Below are 20,531 nucleotides of genomic sequence, written 5' to 3'. Positions count from 1 at the left end.
CACTACCCCTTAATTTTCATCGGTATGCCTGCCACTGTGAAATAAACTTCATCAGCCTGCTGCGCAATATATTGATTTAACCAGCCTAATAAATCGGTAAACTTTCTTTGTAAGGTATTTTCTGGTGTGCCACCTAAACCAATTTCATTGGTCACAAAAATAAACTGTGCATTTTGTTGTGTAAATAAAGCAAACTCTTGCTTTAGCTCTATTAACGCCTGTTCAATAGCACTGTCTAAATCAAAAAAATAATTAGTGGCCCATAAAGTAACGCAATCTACCAACACCACTTTATTAGTCACATCATGCTGTGATAATTTTTTTTCTTCCTCAATATTTGTCCATTGATCACCACGTGCTAATTGATGTCTTTCAATACGTTGCCGATACTCCTCGTCCCAAATACGAGAAGTAGCTATATAAATAGGATTCGCGCTTAACGATAACGCTAACTTTTCAGCAAAACTACTTTTGCCTGATCGCTGTCCACCTGTTACTAAGGTTATTTTTTTCATCACTCTTGCTCTGTTAGCCATTCACTAATGGCAGCTACTAGCAAATTATTTTGCGCTACACTCTGACTAGCCACCCTAAAATAATGTTTATCTAAACCAACAAAATTAGCCGCATCACGAATTAATAAATGATGTTTATTAGCTAAATAGTTTTTTAACTCTGCAGCACTTTTACCATTTAATAATTTCACTAAAAAGTAATGGGTTTGAGTAGGTAAAACCTGTAATTGTTTAAAGGCTGCTAGGGCTTGCTGTAATTGTTTGGTTTGTTGCAGTAGGACTAATAAATCAACCTGTAACTCATTAGCATGTTGCAATAAATAGTTGCCTGCCACAATTGCTAAACTATTAACCGACCAAGGCATCCGAAAATAATTAATGCGCGCGAGCAAATCACTATTAGCCACCAAATAACCTAAGCGTAAACCCGGAATAGCAAACTGTTTAGTCATTGAATGCAACACTATCACATTAGGGTATTGAATCACTTTATCAATTGCCAATAATGCATCTATAGCAAACGCTGCATAGGATTGATCAACTACAAAATAAGTGGTTGGATACTGCTTAAATAAAGTAAGTAATTGCTGCTCCGAATAAACTTCACCCGTTGGATTGTTAGGACTACATAACCAACATAATTCTGTTTGCGGTGCAATATCATGCAGATCAAAAACATGTTGTAGTTGATGTTGATGTATCTCACAAGCATCCGCATACTCACTAAATACAGGCGATACAATGGTTGTTTTACTACCGCGAAATGCTTGCGCAATCAGATAAATCGCTTCTGTTGCACCATTGGTAACGGAGATACAAGCTGCTGCAATATTAGTTTGCGCTGCTAATAACTCTCTCACAGAAACCGCATCAGGTTCAGGATAACCATGAATAACATCAATATGCTGTGTTAAGTATTGTTCTAACCCTGATAAATCTGTTTGGTGATAAACATTAGAACTAAAATTAGCTATAATTTTTGGATATTGATAACCATCATCACCATGCCCATTAATCATTTTTAGTTATCTCTACTGTTTATACTAGGCTGATACTCTCGTCTTAATAAGCTATAAATAGCTAAATCCGTGAAAACACCATCAACCAATAATTCTCCATCTCGTTCAATACCCTCTAAGGAGAAACCTAATCTTTCTGGAATGCTACGACTTTTGCTATTAGCTACTGCTACCTTTATTTGTACTCTATTTAGCGCTAATGTGGTAAATGCCATATCAAGTAAAGCAGCTACGGCAGCAGTCATTATGCCCCGCCCTTGCGCCTTTTCAGATAACCAATAACCAATTTCTATTTTGTGATTTAGAGTATCGTTATCTTTAAAACCAACTAAACCGATTAATTGGTCTTGTTCATAAATAGTAAACTGTGGCGTATTTTCTAAACCTAAAACACCTTCAATATATTCTTTAATGGTTTGTTCTTCTTGTGAAGCGTCTACAAAAGGTAACCACTGCCGTAAATAACTACGCTCATTATTAATAACCTGAAAGATATTACTACTATCCTCTAAAGATAATGGCTTTAACACAATATGCTGATTAATAATGGTTAGCATAATTTATCCTGACTATTAAAAAATTCCTGCTCATTGCGATACAACGGTAAACCTTTCTCTAAATGTAACCTAACTAACCAAGGTTGTACCAAGCCTGCTTGCTTGATTAAATCACTTTCTAGAAATACTTGCTGAGTTGCGCCCTGTGTTAATAAACGTCCTTGATTCAGCACATAAACCTCATCACAGACTTGATAAATCAAATCAATATCATGGCTAGAAATAACTACTTGTTTCCCTTCTGCTACTACCCTTTGCAGAATTTCAATAATATGTTGTCGCCCCATCGGGTCTAAGCCTGCGGTAGGTTCATCCAACAAAATACAAGGGGCATCTAGTACTAATGCGCCTGCAATAGCCACCCGTTTTTTCTGTCCAAAACTTAAATACTGAATAGGTTGATCTGCAAAATGTTGCGCATCTACTAACGCCAAAGCGTTATTAACTCGCCTAGTGATTTCATCTTCAGTTACCCCTAAATTACGTAAACTAAAAGCAATATCACTGCGTATATCGGTATAAAAAATTTGCTGATCTGGGTCTTGAAAAACAATGGATACGTTTTGTCGTAATTGATATAAATCTTGCTTTTTATAACTGATGGGTTTGCCATTCCAGCACACTTCACCAGCATTAGGTTTTAAAATACCTAGCAAAATCATAAATAAGGTAGACTTACCTGAACCATTGGCACCAATTAGCCCTGTTACCTTACCCGATGATAAACTTAAGCTAATATCCTCTAATGCCCAGTCACCTTGCTCATATTTAAAACTAACGTTGTTTGTTGATAACATATACTTCTATTCCAACCTTAAAGGTGAAAATCACCCTTAAATAGCTTAGTTTCTAAGGCTATAGTCATTTGACTATAACGAGTTAAAACTCGGCTAAGTAACATGGTTATCAACATACCCAAAGAACGATAACTGGTTCTAGGTGAGATATAACCAAAACGTAATGTTTGTGCGCGTTTAATAGCAGACACTTCATCTAAAAAGATAAAAATAAATCGATAAGTCAGTAAAATAATTTCCAATAATGCTTTAGGCATATGAATTTTTTTACCAATTTGAATTAACTGATCAAAGGGTGTGGTTAGCACAAATAAATAAGTGACGGCTAAACAAGATAAACTACGAAAAAAGGCATTTTGGGCAACCCATAACGATTCAGCACTAACGCCAATATACAGGGAACCAATATGGAAACTAGCTAACATCCGACTATTACTCCAGTCAAACGATAACAAAATACCTACTACACTCACCATCAGAAAAGCAAAAGGAACCATCATCCATCGACAGTATTTGCTAAAACTAATACGCGTCACATAACAAGTGATAGGTGCTAGCACAACTAAAATAATTAATTGAACTAATCCTATTGAACACAAAGCCACTAGCAATAAAACAATATAGGCTAATGCCTTAGTTAGCGGATTTATTTCGCGCCAGCGACTTTGATAAGCATAATGATCAATTTCTAACATCAGTCTTTGGCCTTCTACCGCGATAAAAGCCTAAAATATAGCAAATTATCCCTGTACCAATGGAGCCTTGTAAGGTAAATAACAAACTCTCTACCTCACCACTAGCAGGCTCAAAGAAAGACTCAAACCATGGTTCATAATCAGGATGGCTTTGGGTAATAGCCTCCTCAGCTTGACCATCTGCACCACTGAACTCTGCCCCTTTATTGGAAGGGAGGAAAAAGGGAACTAAACACATAATTACCACAATGGTTAATAACAACAGATTCTTTTTCATTGTGTAAAGCCCCCTGCTGGTGCAATTTTACGCTCAGTAATAACATTATAAATAATAACTGTTAATAACCCCTCAGCAATGGCAATAGGGATTTGTGTTAAGCAGAAAATACTCATAAATTTAGTGGCTGCGGCCACAAAACCTAATTGTGGATCTGGGAAAGCGCCTGCTAACTGAATAGAAGTGACAAAGTAAGTAACGATATCCGCAGTAAAGGCGCATAAAAACACCCCGACATCTTTACGGATTTTAAATTTGCATGAAATTCGCCAAATGTAGTAACCAACCACAGGGCCAAATACTGCCATTGACATACCATTAGCGCCTAAAGTGGTTAACCCTCCATGGGCTAAAAACAAGGCTTGGAATAATAAAACAATACCTGCTAAAACAGCCATCACCCAAGGGCCAAACATCACCACCCCTAAACCAACACCCGTAGGATGAGAACAACTACCCGTAACTGATGGCATTTTTAAAGAAGAAAGCACAAACACAAAAGCGGCACAAAGTGCTAGTAATACTTTTTTATCAGTACTGCCTGTAGATATTTTCTTTAATTGATAAATGCCCAAAATTAAAAAAGGAATATAGATTGCCCACCAAGTACCAGCCCAAACAGGTGGTAGAAACCCTTCCATAATATGCATTGCAAAAGCTTGCTGCGGAAATAATACCAGTAAGGCCGCCCCGCCAATTACTGATAAACGCTTGAATCTTATATTCATCGTTATAACCTTAATTTGTTAGGTAACAAATATTCCTCGCTTCATGCAGGTAAGGTTATATAGAGAAAATAAATATTTCATAGATATAACCCTTCCCACCGAAGGGGGTATTCTTCTGTAATCAGACAGGTCTTCTGGCTTGGCTTCATCCTCCTCTGTTCCTTCCCGAGTTTCCTCAGTGGTTACAACAGATTCGTCCACCTTACAGCAGCGGGGGCTGCGCAGGAATTTCACCTGCTTCCTTAGCAAAAATGCTATATCTGACTACAACTTAGTGAAAAGTCTATGCCCTTTTTAGTGGCTGGTAAATGTGAATTTGAGAAAAGATTGACGCAGGTAATAGGTTAGTTAAATTAACTTTAAAGATAGTTAATAATCATTTCAAAGTAACCCCAACTATTTGCCTGAATAGAAGTCATCCAGATAATTCACATAACCTACTACGAATACTAGAACTCTTTAATAGAGCATGGCATACTTGTGTACACAATATAGAATGTAACTATCCACTCAAGCAGCCAAATTTAAATTGATAGCAACCACTACAAAATCCTATACGCAATCATGGAACTAATCGTTATTAGCCTATTTGGCCTTGCCTTACTATTTTGTCTATTAGCTAACTTATCTGTTTTATATGCTTTACTAGTGGGCTATATTCTTTTCTTCTGCTATGGATTACTAAAAAAGCATAGCTTTAAAGAAGTTATGCGAATGTCACTACAAGGCGTTTACCAAATAAAAGTTATTTTACTGGTACTTATATTGGTGGGAATAATAACCGCTACATGGCGAGCCTCTGGCACTATTCCCTTTATTACCTACACCTCATCCCACCTGATTATTCCTTCATTATTTATTTTAATTGTATTTTTACTTAACTGCCTAATCTCTATTATTACAGGTACTGCTGTGGGAACATCCGCAACCATCGGCATTATTTGTATGAGCCTTGGTAATATTATGGGGATTAATGAAGTACTGGTAGGCGGTGCTATTTTATCAGGCGTTTATGTGGGTGATCGTTGTTCCCCAGTATCAACCAGTGCACTGCTGATAAGTACTCTCACCCAAACCAATATTTACCAAAATATAAAGCTAATGATAAAAACCAGTCTTGTGCCTTTTATCGTGACTTGCGCCATTTATCTATTACTTGGCTTAACAACTACAGCAACACCGCAAACCTTAGCAGTGCTCGATTTAATCCCAGATTATTTTAATCTGCATTGGATAGTGTTATTACCAGCGATACTTATTATTTTTCTAGCCCTATTCAAAATAAGAGTGTTATGGTTAATGTCTAGTTGTGTCATCGTTAGCTGTTTGCTTTGTGTATTTATGCAAAATATCCCCGTAAGCGAGCTAATACAGATTATGGTATGGGGCTACCAAATAGATAATGCTGAACTGGCTGTAATCTTTAATGGTGGTGGTATACTCACCATGTTAAAAGTAATAGCCATTGTGTGTATTTCTGCCACTTACTCGGGTATCTTTAGTGGAACAGATATTTTAAAAGGCTTAAAGAGCTCTATTGCTGCCTCTTCTAAATACCTAAATGTTTTTGGCAGTACCCTGCTTACATCATTTTGTACAGCCATTATTAGCTGTAACCAAACCCTCACTATTATCCTAACCTACTTGCTTTGCAGGGACTTAACAACAGATAATAAAGAACTAGCCATCAATCTAGAAGATACAGCGGTAGTAGTCTCTCCCCTTATCCCATGGTCAGTAGCCTGCGCAGCCCCCCTTATAACCGTTGGCGCGCCTACCCTATCTATTGTACTAGCTTGCTATCTTTATTTAATTCCACTATGGCGGTTGTTTTTTCTTAAAAGATATCCTCTAGTAAATAACTAAATTTTTTTCAATAGTTAAAAATAGTTTTAAATCACCTGACCCTAAAAATTATAACTACCTCTTTAAAATAATACTTTATCTCGCCCTAATAAAAAAATCTATGTTCTTTTATTGAAAGATAAGTGTATATTTACAAAAGATTAAAGCAGGCAATATACCCGATTAAATAAATATATTTTGTTAAAATAAATAGTAATTGATTAAATTGTAAGGAATATTTAATGAAAACATATCCCCGTATACTTTCTACATTGTGTTTAATTGGGCTAATAAGTCACTCTCCTTTATGGGCAGAAACTACTACAACTAACTCTGAACAAGTACCAATAATCAGTAAAAATCTAACAGAGAATACTATTATTGTTTACTTCAATCTCTATGATGAAACTGTTGCTGATAAAGAAAGCAGCGAAACCTATCGCAAGTTATTAAAAGTTAATAATGACGGAAGTTATTTAGTACAAGACTTTTACAGCAAAACAGATAATCAATTAACTAGTCCAATGACTTTAAAAAAAGCTCAAGACCTTACAGTTAATTATCTACACCTAAAAGATTTAGATGGAACTATTCTTTACTCGAACGAAGATGGTTCAAAAATGTTGGAGAAAACTTTTAAAAATGGCAAAGTAGAAGGTACCCTAACTCGCTGGAATAAAGCTGGTCAAAAAAATTATGAAGCTCATTATAAAGACAACAAATTAGAGGGTGTAGTATATAGTTGGCATGACAATGGTAAAAAGGCATCAGAGAGCCATTTTAAAAATGGCAAGCTTGATGGAAAGACAATTAACTGGAATGAACTTGGTAATAAAAAACAAGAAGCTAATTATAAAGCGGGCAAACAAGATGGTGTAACTACTCATTGGTATGAGGGCAAAAACCAAAAACTCTATGAAACTCATTATAAGGATGGTAATAGAGATGGACTTCATACCACTTGGTACGAAAATGGACAAAAGAAATCGGAAGAAAATTATAAAAATGATATGCTAGATGGTTTATCTACATCATGGGACGAAAACGGACATAAAGAATATGAAATTAATTACAAAGAAGATAGACCATTAGATAGTACTCGCTAATAAAATGAAACTGAGCATTAACTAACTATTAACTCTATAAAAGCTTACTTATCTATACAGTAAGCTTTTTTAATGAAACCATTCAGATAATATATAATCCATTGTTAAGAAATATTTTTCATTTAAGTTTAAGCTAAATCTTCCACTCCTTATTCACCAAAATAGTAGTAAAGTAAGGTAGTTTTTCATCGGCTGGAATATCTTTTAAATTGCGGTATTGCTTTTCAGAGGTCAGTGAAGCATCAGATACCAATACGGCATAATCTAATAAACCTAACTCTTCAATTAATGCTTTTACATCAGGTAAGCAAGAGGCTGCTTTCATTAATACTAGGCTTGAATGTTGTTGTAGGGCTTGGGCTAATACTTCTTTACCCACTGTACAAGACATAACCACTAAGGATTGGGTTTCCATTGCTAAAGGACGTTTTGTTTTGGCGGCAATCAGTGCAAACGAAGTAATACCGGGGATAATTTCGATATCTAAACCATCGGGTAACCGTTCTAAAATACTTACCCATGTGCTATAGAGCATCACATCGCCTAAGGATACAAAAGCTACTTTTTTACCTGCTGTTATATCGCTAACAATTTCATCGGTTACTGCTTGCCATGCTTGTTGTTTTTCCTCTGCATTATTACTCATGGGGAAATGGCGTTCTTTAATTTCGGTTTGGTTGCCAATATATTCACGTACAATGGAAAGCGCCAAGCTATCACCACCTTTACGGGCAGCAGGTGCATAGACTATATCCATATGTGCTAGTAATCTAGCGGCCCTTACAGTAATTAAATCAGATGCACCGGGGCCTGTACCTATTGCGTATAACTTTCCACTCATTTTATTGTTTCTCACTAACAGCATCTAATAAATGTTGTGCAAATAATGCTCTGATTTGTTCGTTTTCACCTAAGCCTTGTAGGTAACACTCTGTTTCAATACCTAGCGCTTTAATTTGGCTATTCCATGAATCTTCTTCATCGGATGCCATATCATTAATGGCATGATCGCCTGCTACTATCATAAAGGGCATGAGGTGTACTTTACGTACTTTATCTCGTTGTAAACGTTCTAAAATAGTCTCTATTTCAGGGTAGCTTTCTACGGCGCCCATTATAAAAGGTAATTTTTTGTCCATAAATAGATGGTCGATACAAGCATAAGCAGCGAAAGTATGGTGAGTAGTACCATGCCCCATAAACAGTACCCGCTCATCAGGTTGTAAGTTAGGTGCTTGTGCTTTTAGTGCCTCTATTACTGCTTCAAAATCTGCAAAGGTAGTTAGTAGTGGCTTGCCAATTTCCATACGTTCAAACTGATCTTTATACACCAATACTTCACTAGTAATTTTCTCGTACTCATCACCATTAATAATATGCAGTGACTGAATAACCACATCCGTATAGCCTTGCTCAATTAACCGTTCTAACGCTTGTTGTGGACTATCCACATACATTTGGTCGCGCTCAGCTATCTTGCGACGAATAATATGCGACGTCCACGAACGGAAGAAGTCACGATCAGGACAAATATCACGCATGGCCTGTTCACAGGTTTCAATATTTTTGATCCGTGTTTCTGGGTAACTCGTGCCAAAACTAACTACTAATAATGCTTTTTTCACAGCTATCACCTTATTCAGCAGGGTCGCTAATAAATTGAGAAAAATCCAGTAAGTTATGCAAACCAACCACTTCACCAATTACAATTAAGGCAGGCGGTTTAACCTTTTGCTCTTCAGCTACTTGTACAATATTACCTAATGTACCTGTTACTACGCGTTGGTTAGCTCGGCTTGCCCACATGATAATACCAACGGGGGTATCAGCACTTTTGCCATATTGCATCAATTCTTCGGTGATATTCGCTAAGTTAGAAACACCCATTAAAATCACAATAGTACCTTGCAATTGTGCAAGTGCTTGCCAGTTAATTGGGTCTTTTTCTTTGTCTGCTCGTAAGTGGCCTGTTACCACATGGAACGAGGAAGCATGGTCACGATGGGTAACAGGAATACCTGCATAGGTTAAGCCGCCAATAGCCGAAGTCACCCCTGGTACTACTTCAAAAGGTACTTGTTGCTCAACTAATAACTGCGCTTCTTCGCCACCACGCCCGAATACATAAGGGTCACCGCTTTTTAAACGAACTACTTTCTTACCTGCTTTAGCATGGTCGGCTAAAATTTGGTTAATATCTTGCTGTGGAATAGGATGATGATCGCTTTCTTTACCCACATTAATTTTTTCACAATATTCTGGTGCAAAGGTTAATAACTCAGGATTAACTAAGCGATCATACACCAATACATCAGCATGCTTGATACATTCCATACCTTTTACGGTAATTAAAGAAATATCACCTGGCCCTGCCCCTACTAACCACACTTTACCTGCCATTTTTTCTACCTTCTATTAACTAAATGCCTTTAACTGGCACTCTAATTCCTCAATCGTTGAAACAAACCTTTGATAGATTTGTTTAGGACGACTAATCACGATACATCTAATATTAAGAGCCAAACAGGGTAATACTTTTTCGGTATAACCGCCCTCTGCCCCAGACTCTTTAGTAATCACTACATCAGGTTGATAAAACTGATACATTGCCTGATTCATTTCACGAGTGAATGGCCCTTTCATCGCCACAATTTCACCAATCCCTAAACCTAAATCAACACAGGATTGAATAACCCCTACTGTGGGTAATACGCGCGCAATTAATGTTTTTTCAGGCAATAACTGTTTATATTTGGCTAACTCTTTACTACCAGTGGTTAAAAAAACCTTATTGCCTACTTCTTTAGCAGCCATACAAGCTTCTTCAACCGTTGCCACTTTAATCAGTAAAGGGTGCTCCAATAAATCAATTTGAGTTTGTCGCTCATAACGAATTAAAGGTAAATTAACCTTACTGGTCGCTTCCATAATATTTTTGGAAACTTCCGCAGCAAATGGATGAGTAGCATCAATCACTAAAGCAACTTGTTCTTTGGTAAATAAGGCAGCCATTTGCTCAATATCTAATCTACCCACGTGTACTTTGCCATTTAAAGCCAACGCAGTTTCACTGCCTGCTTCAGTGGCTACTGAAAGGCCATAGCTTAAGCCTAGCCTTTCTAACATCTGACACAATAAGACTGCATCAGAGGTGCCACCAAACACATGAATTTTTCCCTTAAAAGCTTGGCTCACACCCTATATCCTCGTGGTGTAATCATATAGTCCTTATAACGATAGGTTGATTTATTACCCACAATCACCATCGAGGTCATGCCTACCACGGTATAATCAATATCTTTAAAAGTGGTTAGCCATAAATCTTCTTTGCTACGACCTGCCGCTTTTACTATTCCGACTGGCGTATCGGGGCTTTTAAAAGGAGCCATTAATTCAAAAGCTTTTGCTAAATGGTCTGGGCGGCCTTTGGAACGTGGGTTATAAAAACAGATTACAAAATCAGCTTCTGCCGCCATACGCACTCGTTTTTCAATTAACTCCCAAGGGGTTAATAGATCACTTAAGCTAATATGACAAAAGTCATGCATTAATGGGCAACCTAAAATAGCGGCACAAGCTACACTAGAGGTAACACCAGGAATCACTTGCACATCAATATCTAAGTTATCACGGGCAATAATTTCAAAGATAGGCCCTGCCATACCGTAAACACCTGTATCACCGCTGCTTACTAAGGCGACATTTTTGCCTGTTTTGGCGGCTTCAATCGCCACTTCACAGCGCTCTATCTCTTTACACATACCTGTTCTAACGAGCTCTTTACCTTCAATTAAAGGCTTGATTAGATTGGTATAGGTTTTATAACCGACTATTACCTCTGAATTTTTAATAGCGGCTACTGCATCTTGAGTCATTGAACCTTCATCACCAGGGCCTAAACCTACTAAATACAACATATACTTACTCCTAATGTGATGGTAATACCATCCTGTTTTAACGTTTCACCTAATAAATTGCCGTCGCTCATAATCCACGCAGAGGGCTGTGATACACTGCCTATGCCTAGGGTTTTGCGGACAAATTCAGAAGCAGCAAAGCGATGCTCATGCTGCTGTAACTCTTCAATCGTAAATACGGTAAAGGGCACTGCTAAACGCTTAGCTAAAGCAATAAGCCCTTGTTCATCTTGCTTAATAATGACACTGCCAATTTGTTTAATGGCTCGTATATCTAGCTGATATTTTGCTAAGTGCTGACAAAGTGTTTGATAGATTAACTCAGCATCGGTATCACGCCGACAGCCCATCCCCACTACAATATTTTTGGGAATAACTTGAATCACTGGGTAATCACTATTAACCTGTAAATCGGTGCGATTGGATACAACCACGAGGGCAGCTAATTCGCTTGGTAATTGCTTAAGGTCTGTTACCGCTACAAAGCCTCGAACATCTTTGACACTAACCTGTTCAAGGTATAGTCCAACTCGCTGACCACTCACCAATATTTGATTAATATCTTTAACCTGTTGTCGATAAGAAGCTACATCCCCGCCTACTTCTTGAATTAAGGTATCTAATGCCGCCACTTGATTAACATCAGTAGCCGTAGTAATAACAGGGGTTGCCCCTAACAGTTGGGCAATCTGCATAGTTAGCTTATTACCACCACCAACATGCCCAGAGAGTAAACTAATGACATGCTGTGCTTGCTCATCCATTACCAGTACCGCAGGGTCTGCTAACTTATCAGTCACTAAGGGCGCAATCATGCGCACCGTAATACCAGTGGCACAAATAAACAGTAATGACTGATAACTAGCGAATAACCTTTTTACACAATCCGCCATGCTACCGTTAAAGCCTATAAAGCCTTCGCTAACCAGCTTATCGCTGGTATAACAATCACAAGGAATTAACTTAGCCAAGCGTAAAGCCTGTGCTTTAGCCCCTGGTGTAACGGTTAGTATAGCTAATTCAGGCTTTTCTAAATTCATGGCTAAAATCTGCGTCATAGAGTTTCGAGTAGTGGTACTCTTCACCAAGAAAACGACCCACTAAAATAAGTGCCGTTTTATTAATACCTGCTTCTTTTACCTTCTGTGCGATATCCGCTAAGGTACCCTCAACTTTTTGCTCATCTGGCCATGTTGCCTTATAGATCACTGCCACAGGCGTATCCATAGGATAACCCTTGCCCTCATCATGTAAGTTATCGACCACACTGGCGATATTTTGTACTGATAAGAAGATAGCCATTGAGGTTTGGTGTTGTGCAAAAGCCTCTAAAGATTCTTTAAAAGGCATTGGGGTACGCCCTTCCATACGGGTAATAATTAGACTTTGTGCCACTTCAGGCACGGTATATTCCACGCCTAATTGTGAAGCTGCGCCTAAGAAAGAACTCACACCAGGTACAGAAACAAAACCAATATTCAACTTGGCCAATTCTTCACTTTGTTCACGAATTGAACCATACAGTGATAGATCTCCCGTTTGGAGGCGTACCACTAATTTGCCTTGCTCTATGCCCTGTTGCATTAAACTGATAATTTCTTCTAAGTTCAGTTTTGCACTGTCGTGACAAGCTGCACCCTCTTTACAATACTTTAATAAATCGTGATTAATGAGTGAGCCTGCATAAATCACTACATCCGCCTCAGCTAAAATACGGTAACCTTTTAAAGTAATTAATTCACAATCACCAGGGCCTGCACCAATAAAATAAACTTTACTATAATCAATGGTTGCTTGTGTCATTCGCTTACTGCCCCTTTTGTACAGGAAATAATATAGGTTGGATTATTAGGTTTAAAATATTTGCCCTTACCCAACTTGGTTAAACGTGATACTTGTAGCTGGCTTGCTTCAATATTTTCAAAACCAACTTGTTGTAGAATATCTAAGGCTTCCATGAGGTTATTTAATAAAATAAAGTTCAGTACTAAACGCCCTTGTGGATTTAAATGGGTAAATGCCCAGCTAATAATTTCATCTAAAGCGCCACCACTACCGCCTACAAATACAGCATCAATAGGTTGCTTAGGTAATACTTCGGGTGCATTACCTTCAATAACCTGTAGATTAGTAACAGCAAACTTGTCACAGTTTTGTTTAATTAAACTAATGGCCTCTGGATTTTTCTCAATGGCAATAGTTTTTAAATTAGGATAACGTAAACTAGCCTCAATACAGATACTGCCCGTACCTGCCCCCACATCAACTAATGTGCTCGCATTTTCTAAATTTAACCAGTCGATGGTTAATACCCGAACTTCTTCTTTAGTCATGGGTACATCACCCCGAATAAATAATTCATCTTTCATCAATAATCACCACTACATTCATTTGATAAGGTTGGTCTAATACTTCTGTGGCTGGCATAATCGTAATTTGTTCGTTGGGATAAGAAAGATTTTCGCCAATCACAAGAGTACGTTGTAAACCACGGTTAATAATTTGTTGTGCAATTTGGTAAGGACCGATTTTGTCATCCGTCACTAAGGCTACTTTCTTATGCTGTAACATAAAATCAAAGTCGGGGGTTTTACCATGACTGCTGGTTAGATAAACATCATTCATATCCAGTGCAATACGTGAGAAAAGGTATTGCATAGAGCTGATACCTGATACTACCTGTACTTCACTGCTACTCATTTGCTGGTTAATATATTTACCCAAGCCATATAACATGGGATCACCAGAAGCTAATACCACCACTTTTTCATGTTGGTGTTGTTTTAGCCATACAATAAGATCGGATAATTTTTTATCTAATAAATGCGCTTTCGCATGCTGATGAGGTACTGCCACTAATTGTCGTTCTGCACCAACAATCCAGTCACAATCATCGATTAGACGTTTAGCTAAAGGCACTAGATAATCCGCTGAACCTGGCCCTAAACCTACTACATTAATCATTCCCGAAACTCCTCTATTAATTCAGTTAAAGGAGCACTACTGCCTAAAATTCTGCCATCCATCGAACATAAAATAGCATCGGCTTGCATGGGGTTTTTAGTAAACTTTGATAGTTGCTCAACACGGTCTTTAATACGTAACGCAATATGTTGGTAAACCGCTTGATAGCCTTCTTGCTCAATGAGTTCCATAGCAGCTTCAGTGGTTTTACAGTCATCAATTTTTAATAAAAATGCTTGTGGTACACCCATCAGTGCTAATACCGCAATAAGCGTTTCAATACGTCCATCTGCCACATGGTTGTGGGTATGGAAGATACCCGCCGCCACTTTAATTAATTTACCTAAATGACCTAACAATAAAACTCGTTTAAAGCCTAATCGCTCAGCATCTTTTAGCACATAGCGCACAAAGTTACTCATTACCACCACATAGTTACTGTTCATGCCCATTTCTTCAGCAAACTTTTCACCATGATTACCGGGAACAAAAATAATTTTCTGTAGCCCTTGCGCCTGTTTCATCTCAATTTCTAGGGTGATGGACTTTTTCCAACTTTCATCAGACATAGGGGTAACAATACCTGTTGTACCCAAGATAGAAATACCATCCATAATTCCTAAACGAGGATTAAAGGTTTGTTGTGCTCGTTCTGCACCTTCAGGTGCAAAAATAATCACCGCTGCCCCTTTTTGCTCACCGATTACTTCACGCACTGCTTCCTCAATGGTTCTTCGAGGAGTATCGTTAATAGCCGCAGAACCTATTTCATGGCGCACCCCTTTACGGGTTACTCTGCCTACCCCTTCACCGCCATCAATGGTAATTTTGCCTGAATCATTCAGTGTTACTTGGGCAAAAATTAACATACCGTGAGTAACATCTATATCATCACCACCATCTTTTTGAATGGCGGCAACGGCTGTATTACCTTCAATACTAGGCTCTAATACATCTAAATCTAATACCACACCTGATGGTGTAATAATTGAAACTTGTGGAATAACAACTTGCTGCAATACCATTAAGGCCGCTACTTTAGCTGCTGCTGTGGCACAAGAGCCAGTGGTATAGCCTTTACGGTACTGCTTATTGTCAATCCAAACAAAGTGTTCCATTAGTTAATACTCACATGCTATATAACAAAGCATTGATAATAGCTGCCGCAATATTAGAACCACCTTTGCGCCCTGCCGCGGCAATATAAGGTAAATCACTTTGCATTAAGGCATCTTTTGATTCAGCCGCTCCCACAAACCCTACAGGAACACCAACCACAGCGGCTGGTTTTAATTTACCCTCTTGATATAACTCTAATAAACGGAACAGTGCCGTTGGTGCATTACCAAATACGAAGATTTTCTCACCCTCTTCGCCAGCTGCTTGTTCAACCGCCGCCATGGAGCGAGTAATTCCTTTAGCATGGGCAATGTCACGGGTAATCGGGTCTGCTACATAACAACGATACTGACAACCTAACTTATCTAAACGGGTTTTATTCATGCCAGATAACACCATATTAGTATCGGTATAAATAGTGGCACCATTTTTTAAAGCAGCTAATAATGCTTGATTTGCATCATCAGAAAATTTAAGAATATCTAACCAATCAAAGTCAGCACTGGTATGTACACAACGTTTAATGATCTTTTCTTGCAGTTCATCCACAAACTCATAATCAGGTCTAATTTCTTCAATAATTTCTTGAATAATTTCAAAACTTCTATCTTCAATATTTTGTGGTTGGGTTATATAGGTCATTTGTTTTCCTTAGCCTAAAAACTTAATAAAGCAATAACTAGCCGTAAACACTAACAAAGCTAATGTTGCGGCTACATACATCAGTTGAATGGTGCTAGTAATATCATTTTGCTCAATAGGGCGAACTTCATCCCCTAACCAAGGTTTCTCTACTAACTCACCAAAATAATTATTGGGCCCACCTAAGCGAACACCAAGCGCACCCGCCACAGTCGCCTCAGGCCATGCACAATTGGGGCTTTTATGTTGTTTACGATCACGCCAACCGATAACTAAAGCAGCTTTAGCATTGAGTTTGAGTAAATAGGCGGCAAAGGCAAATAACAACCAACTAATACGCGCAGGGATATAATTAAAGATATCATCTAACTTGGCAGAAAAATAACCAATGGCTTTATATTTAGGGGTTTGATAACCCACCATTGAATCTAAGGTGTTGACTGCCTTATAAGCCATCGCTAAGGGCACACCACCAATAAACAAATAGAACAAAGGAGCAATAATGCCATCGACACTATTCTCTGCTACGGTTTCAACCACTGCTCGAGTCATCTGTGGTTTATCTAGTTCTGTGGTATCCCTACCCACAATATAAGATAACTGCACTCGTGCTTGCTCTACTGTACCTGTATCTAATGCCTGATAAACAGACATTGCAGCATCTTTTAAACACTTAGTAGCTAAGATGGTATAGGCTAACACACATTCAACAATAAAACTCACCCACCATGACCATAAGCCCAGTAAATAGAGTAAGCCCCAAGTTACTAAGAAAGTACCACCGACAATAATCAACCATAACCATAAACCACCCCATTTTAGGGAGGCATCATTAGTGCATAAGTAGCGAATCTTTTGTTGCACAAAAGTAATGCTATTACCTATCCAACGCACAGGATGAGGCCATCCTTGCGGGTCACCCAATAATAAATCCGCCACAAAGCCAATAATGATTGGAAGAATAGGCAATAAATAACTCATACTAGCGCCCTATCCAGCCAATGGCACAGCATAAAAGGATTTTGATAAAAATGAATATGCAGGTAACTTGCTAGGGTATTGCCTACTTGATAACCACCTTGCCATTGTTTAATAACTTCGCCATCACGGGTTTTATACATGGCAAAAGCACAAGGCAAATCTGTGAAAAACTCTGAATGGTGGAATTCATGGCCTTTTAATATTTCACCCGTATCAGCCAATAAAGTATTGGTTAATGCTCTACCCTCACAATAACCAAAACGTTTTAAGCCTTTAGTCATTTGACTATAACCTGCTAATACCCCCACCATGTCAAAACTCTTACCATCAACCTGTAAAGACTCGCCTAAATACATCAAACCACCACATTCAGCATAAATAGGTTTAGCTTGCTGATGTGCTTGCAAAATAGACTGGCGCATAGCTTGATTAGCAGCTAGTTGCTCTGCAAACACTTCGGGAAAACCGCCCCCTAAATAAACCAAATCGCATTCAGGTAATTGGCTATCCGTTAATGGGCTAAAAGGTATTAACTGCAAGCCTAGTTGCTTAAGCAAATCTAAATTATCTTGGTAATAAAAATGGAATGCTGCATCCTGTGCAATGGCCATTGTTAAACCTTGGTATTTAGCTGTATTGGGTAATTTAGGCTCATTAACTGCAAGCTCTTGACCTGCACTTAACTCAATAATACGATCTACTTCAATATACTGTTCTATAGCATCGGCTAATTGCTGCCAGTAACTTTGCATATCCTGCATTTCTTCAGTAGGTACTAGACCCAAATGGCGTTCAGGCAATACTAACTCTGGCATATTAGGCAAACGACCTAATACAGGTATTTGACAATAGGTTTCTATGGCTTGTTTGAGTAGTTGATAGTGGCTATCGGTATTCACCCGATTAACCAATACCCCCACAATAGGCACATTGGGTTGAAATTTTTGAAACCCCATAACCGTAGCAGCAATAGAAGTTGAAACCGCTTTTCCATCAACCACTAAAATAATCGGGCAATTTAATATTTTGGCTAAACCTGCGCTACTGCAATAATTAGGGTCAACACCATAACCATCATATAGCCCCATTACCCCTTCAATAATGTTAATATCGGCAGTTTTAGCGTGAGACTGGAAAAGGTATTTAAGATTATTTTCAGGTAACATAAACGCATCAAGATTAAATGATGCATAGCCTGTAGCTAATTTATGCCAACCTGTATCGATATAGTCAGGACCTACTTTATAAGGTTGCACCTTTAAGCCTCGTCGCGTTAAAGCATGCATTAAACCTAACGTTACAGTGGTTTTACCTGCCCCACTGTGAGTTGCCCCAAACATAATTTTTTTCACAATATCTTTTGTCCATCCGCCCGAAAACAAAAATCCCCACCTTCTGTCAGGTAGGGATTTTCGTTTTGCTATAGATTGTATATGGGCTAAATAAACAAAATAAGCAGAACATACCCTCCCACCGAAGGTGTTACTCTGCGTTTAGATGGTCTTCTGGCTTTGCTTCATCCTTTCCTCTACCTTCCCAAACATTTCGTTCAGTGGTGTCTTAGAGGATCGTCCACATTACAGCAGCGGGGGCTGCGCAGGAATCACACCTGCTTCCATAATAACAACTTGTTATTACTAATCAAAAACGCATTAATTAAGTAACATACTAATTGAAATAGCTGGAAAACTACAACACTATTCAAAATAATCACTAGTTTGTTGATTTAAGTAAAAAATCAGTGATCTTTTGTTTAATTAACTTGGCACGAGTAGGATCTCGTGCTTCTGTAGAAATAGATACGATTAGACCCTTTTCTCGAATAACCGCAGGTGTAAAAAAATTGGAAGCCTCAGGCAATGCAGTATCATCAAACCATTGCCAATGTTCAATATATCGCCCTACCTCATCATTTACCTGCTGCTTATCCGTTGCTGCATAAATAATATGCATTCCTTTAGTATCATTAGCTTGAAAAGGACGTTGGATTATTTGTATATCAGGCAATGTTTTTATTTCTGGCAATACCTCTGGCGATACTACTGTAATCTCTGCACCTGTTCCCAGCAAGCCTTGCAACTTACGCAAAGCTACTTTTCCTGCGCCCACTACCAATACTTTTTTGTTTACTAACTTAAGCGTCAAAGGATATAACTTTGTCATACTAAATGGCCTTAAAATATTAAATCTGTCTATTTAAAACAATTTCTGAAATACCTTGCTGTTTATTTAGCACCCTTGCTAATACAAACAATACATCAGATAGACGATTTAAATATTGAATAGTCATCGGGATATATTCATCTTGCAGATCAGCAGCAATAACATAGCGTTCAGTACGACGACAAGTTACCCTCGCCACATGACAATGCGCACCTGCTTGCGAACCACCAGGTAATACGAAATCTTGTACTGGTTCTAACTGCTTCATTAACTCAGCCGCCCAACTCTCTAGAAACTCAACGTGACGCGTTGCTAATGCACAACGATTAGAGTTTGCTAATTGTGAACCTGCTACTAATAATTGATGTTGGATTGTTACTAGATTATCAAAAATTTCTTTATCTTCTATATAAACACGCAATACACCAATAGCAGTATTTAACTCGTCAATACCACCAATAGCCATAATACGTGGAGAGCTTTTGCTGATACGAGAACCATCACCTATACGAGTAGTACCTTGGTCACCTGTTTTAGTAATAATCTTTGATAATTGAAATCTCATAATAACTCCCCATAGTCTATTTATTATGCTACAAGGTTTATTTCTATTTATCTAGAAAATAATAAAATGATGGGAAGTATTTCACTTCATGAATAAGAATAAGTGTTTTGCAACAATAAGGTGTGAAAATTTGCTACAAAGCGCGTCTATCAATTCCGCCACAGTATAATACTGGCAGGACTCAAATCTGCAAAACCCGAAGGTCACAATGCCCTAATGTATTTCCACTGGCATTTATTTGTCACTTAAAATCTTTATTACTATTATCCACCCACTCCTGTGGTTAGTTTATAGTGGCAGGATTACCCGCGATATAGTAGAAGCTGAGATTCAACGCCTTGAGTGGATGTGGAAAAAAACTACACCCGCAGAACAACAATCTCAAACACAACAACAGTTTTGTATCCAACGACTAGACCAAGAAACTTGGGATACACTGGATTTATTTGATCAATTACAATTGCCAAGCATTATAGAAATATGTAGAAAAAGCCGTAATATGTCAGAGGCAGGTCGTAAACTGTTTAATCAGTCATGCCAACAAAGAGCCACCATCAATGACTCTGACCGTTTACGTAAATACCTACAAAAATTTGGATTAACATGGGAGATGATACAATAAATTATTTTATTGTTATCAC

25 protein-coding genes and 2 riboswitches are annotated in these 20,531 nt (G+C 38.2%); of the genes, 3 read left to right on the top strand and 22 right to left on the bottom strand.

The features are described 5' to 3' along the window. Positions 1–2 precede the first annotated feature (2 nt). From cobU to MTZ49_RS08640, 7 genes are read right to left on the bottom strand one after another with little or no spacing between them, the layout of a single operon-like run. Positions 3–515, bottom strand: a complete 513-nt coding sequence (cobU, locus tag MTZ49_RS08670; RefSeq protein WP_264745157.1) for a bifunctional adenosylcobinamide kinase/adenosylcobinamide-phosphate guanylyltransferase — start codon at positions 513–515, stop codon at positions 3–5. Continuing rightward, positions 515–1,534: an aminotransferase class I/II-fold pyridoxal phosphate-dependent enzyme gene (locus tag MTZ49_RS08665; protein WP_264745156.1), complete on the bottom strand. Its 1,020-nt coding sequence runs from the start codon at positions 1,532–1,534 to the stop codon at positions 515–517. The genes cobU and MTZ49_RS08665 overlap by 1 nt, the downstream gene beginning before the upstream one ends. Positions 1,535–1,536: 2 nt before the next feature. Further along, entirely contained in the window at positions 1,537–2,091 is a 555-nt protein-coding gene (locus tag MTZ49_RS08660; protein WP_264745155.1) for a GNAT family N-acetyltransferase, read from the bottom strand. Continuing rightward, positions 2,085–2,888 (bottom strand): ATP-binding cassette domain-containing protein, encoded by an 804-nt coding sequence (locus MTZ49_RS08655; RefSeq protein ID WP_264745154.1) that lies wholly within the window; start codon positions 2,886–2,888, stop codon positions 2,085–2,087. The genes MTZ49_RS08660 and MTZ49_RS08655 overlap by 7 nt, the downstream gene beginning before the upstream one ends. 17 nt (positions 2,889–2,905) lie before the next feature. After that, a complete protein-coding gene (cbiQ, locus tag MTZ49_RS08650) occupies positions 2,906–3,583 on the bottom strand; it encodes a cobalt ECF transporter T component CbiQ (RefSeq protein WP_264745153.1) in 678 nt (225 codons plus the stop codon). Continuing rightward, the gene (locus tag MTZ49_RS08645) at positions 3,570–3,860 is read right to left on the bottom strand and encodes an energy-coupling factor ABC transporter substrate-binding protein (RefSeq protein ID WP_264745152.1); all 291 of its coding nucleotides are present in this window, start codon (positions 3,858–3,860) and stop codon (positions 3,570–3,572) included. Before MTZ49_RS08645 ends, cbiQ begins: the two co-directional genes overlap by 14 nt. Beyond that, the gene (locus MTZ49_RS08640; RefSeq protein ID WP_264745151.1) at positions 3,857–4,588 is read right to left on the bottom strand and encodes an energy-coupling factor ABC transporter permease; all 732 of its coding nucleotides are present in this window, start codon (positions 4,586–4,588) and stop codon (positions 3,857–3,859) included. Before MTZ49_RS08640 ends, MTZ49_RS08645 begins: the two co-directional genes overlap by 4 nt. A 106-nt stretch (positions 4,589–4,694) precedes the next feature. Next, positions 4,695–4,867: riboswitch (cobalamin riboswitch) on the bottom strand. Positions 4,868–5,152: 285 nt separating this feature from the next. Between MTZ49_RS08640 and MTZ49_RS08635 the strand changes: the two genes are divergently transcribed. Together MTZ49_RS08635 and MTZ49_RS08630 are read left to right on the top strand one after the other, a co-directional pair. After that, complete coding sequence (locus MTZ49_RS08635) at positions 5,153–6,454, top strand: Na+/H+ antiporter NhaC family protein (protein WP_264745150.1); 1,302 nt, start codon at positions 5,153–5,155, stop codon at positions 6,452–6,454. Positions 6,455–6,675: 221 nt separating this feature from the next. After that, positions 6,676–7,539, top strand: a complete 864-nt coding sequence (locus MTZ49_RS08630) for a toxin-antitoxin system YwqK family antitoxin (RefSeq protein ID WP_264745149.1) — start codon at positions 6,676–6,678, stop codon at positions 7,537–7,539. 133 nt (positions 7,540–7,672) lie between these two features. On the opposite strand, the gene MTZ49_RS08625 is transcribed toward MTZ49_RS08630, so the two are convergent. The 15 genes from MTZ49_RS08625 to MTZ49_RS08555 form a co-directional block, all read right to left on the bottom strand. After that, positions 7,673–8,380, bottom strand: a complete 708-nt coding sequence (locus MTZ49_RS08625; RefSeq protein WP_264745148.1) for a cobalt-factor II C(20)-methyltransferase — start codon at positions 8,378–8,380, stop codon at positions 7,673–7,675. Between the two features lies 1 nt (position 8,381). After that, entirely contained in the window at positions 8,382–9,164 is a 783-nt protein-coding gene (gene cbiK, locus MTZ49_RS08620; protein WP_264745147.1) for a sirohydrochlorin cobaltochelatase, read from the bottom strand. A gap of 10 nt (positions 9,165–9,174) precedes the next feature. Next, positions 9,175–9,939 (bottom strand): uroporphyrinogen-III C-methyltransferase, encoded by a 765-nt coding sequence (gene cobA, locus MTZ49_RS08615; protein WP_264745146.1) that lies wholly within the window; start codon positions 9,937–9,939, stop codon positions 9,175–9,177. Positions 9,940–9,954: 15 nt separating this feature from the next. Then, entirely contained in the window at positions 9,955–10,734 is a 780-nt protein-coding gene (gene cobK / locus MTZ49_RS08610; protein ID WP_264745145.1) for a precorrin-6A reductase, read from the bottom strand. Then, positions 10,731–11,456 (bottom strand): precorrin-3B C(17)-methyltransferase, encoded by a 726-nt coding sequence (cobJ, locus tag MTZ49_RS08605; protein ID WP_264745144.1) that lies wholly within the window; start codon positions 11,454–11,456, stop codon positions 10,731–10,733. The genes cobK and cobJ overlap by 4 nt, the downstream gene beginning before the upstream one ends. Continuing rightward, positions 11,444–12,514, bottom strand: a complete 1,071-nt coding sequence (cbiG, locus tag MTZ49_RS08600) for a cobalt-precorrin 5A hydrolase (RefSeq protein WP_264745143.1) — start codon at positions 12,512–12,514, stop codon at positions 11,444–11,446. Before cbiG ends, cobJ begins: the two co-directional genes overlap by 13 nt. Then, the gene (locus MTZ49_RS08595) at positions 12,477–13,259 is read right to left on the bottom strand and encodes a cobalt-precorrin-4 methyltransferase (RefSeq protein WP_264745142.1); all 783 of its coding nucleotides are present in this window, start codon (positions 13,257–13,259) and stop codon (positions 12,477–12,479) included. The genes cbiG and MTZ49_RS08595 overlap by 38 nt, the downstream gene beginning before the upstream one ends. Then, complete coding sequence (locus tag MTZ49_RS08590; protein ID WP_264745141.1) at positions 13,256–13,825, bottom strand: decarboxylating cobalt-precorrin-6B (C(15))-methyltransferase; 570 nt, start codon at positions 13,823–13,825, stop codon at positions 13,256–13,258. Before MTZ49_RS08590 ends, MTZ49_RS08595 begins: the two co-directional genes overlap by 4 nt. Continuing rightward, a complete protein-coding gene (locus tag MTZ49_RS08585; RefSeq protein WP_264745140.1) occupies positions 13,815–14,420 on the bottom strand; it encodes a cobalt-precorrin-7 (C(5))-methyltransferase in 606 nt (201 codons plus the stop codon). Before MTZ49_RS08585 ends, MTZ49_RS08590 begins: the two co-directional genes overlap by 11 nt. Further along, positions 14,417–15,538 carry a cobalt-precorrin-5B (C(1))-methyltransferase CbiD gene (gene cbiD, locus MTZ49_RS08580; protein WP_264745139.1) on the bottom strand — a complete coding sequence of 374 codons (1,122 nt, stop codon included), beginning with the start codon at positions 15,536–15,538 and terminating at the stop codon, positions 14,417–14,419. Before cbiD ends, MTZ49_RS08585 begins: the two co-directional genes overlap by 4 nt. Before the next feature lie 10 nt (positions 15,539–15,548). Then, entirely contained in the window at positions 15,549–16,181 is a 633-nt protein-coding gene (locus MTZ49_RS08575; protein WP_264745138.1) for a cobalt-precorrin-8 methylmutase, read from the bottom strand. Positions 16,182–16,190: 9 nt separating this feature from the next. Continuing rightward, positions 16,191–17,162, bottom strand: a complete 972-nt coding sequence (cbiB, locus tag MTZ49_RS08570; RefSeq protein WP_264745137.1) for an adenosylcobinamide-phosphate synthase CbiB — start codon at positions 17,160–17,162, stop codon at positions 16,191–16,193. After that, complete coding sequence (locus tag MTZ49_RS08565) at positions 17,159–18,514, bottom strand: cobyrinate a,c-diamide synthase (RefSeq protein WP_264745136.1); 1,356 nt, start codon at positions 18,512–18,514, stop codon at positions 17,159–17,161. The genes cbiB and MTZ49_RS08565 overlap by 4 nt, the downstream gene beginning before the upstream one ends. 125 nt (positions 18,515–18,639) lie before the next feature. Next, positions 18,640–18,824: riboswitch (cobalamin riboswitch) on the bottom strand. 51 nt (positions 18,825–18,875) lie between these two features. Beyond that, positions 18,876–19,325 (bottom strand): bifunctional precorrin-2 dehydrogenase/sirohydrochlorin ferrochelatase, encoded by a 450-nt coding sequence (locus MTZ49_RS08560; protein WP_264745135.1) that lies wholly within the window; start codon positions 19,323–19,325, stop codon positions 18,876–18,878. A 19-nt stretch (positions 19,326–19,344) separates the two neighbouring features. Next, positions 19,345–19,890, bottom strand: a complete 546-nt coding sequence (locus MTZ49_RS08555) for a cob(I)yrinic acid a,c-diamide adenosyltransferase (protein WP_264745134.1) — start codon at positions 19,888–19,890, stop codon at positions 19,345–19,347. Positions 19,891–20,128: 238 nt separating this feature from the next. Between MTZ49_RS08555 and MTZ49_RS08550 the strand changes: the two genes are divergently transcribed. Then, a complete protein-coding gene (locus MTZ49_RS08550; protein ID WP_264745133.1) occupies positions 20,129–20,512 on the top strand; it encodes a hypothetical protein in 384 nt (127 codons plus the stop codon). Positions 20,513–20,531 lie beyond the last annotated feature (19 nt).

Source organism: Entomomonas sp. E2T0 (genome assembly GCF_025985425.1).
Classification (GTDB): Bacteria; Pseudomonadota; Gammaproteobacteria; order Pseudomonadales; family Pseudomonadaceae; genus Entomomonas.
This window is presented reverse-complemented; position numbering and strand designations above follow the sequence as displayed.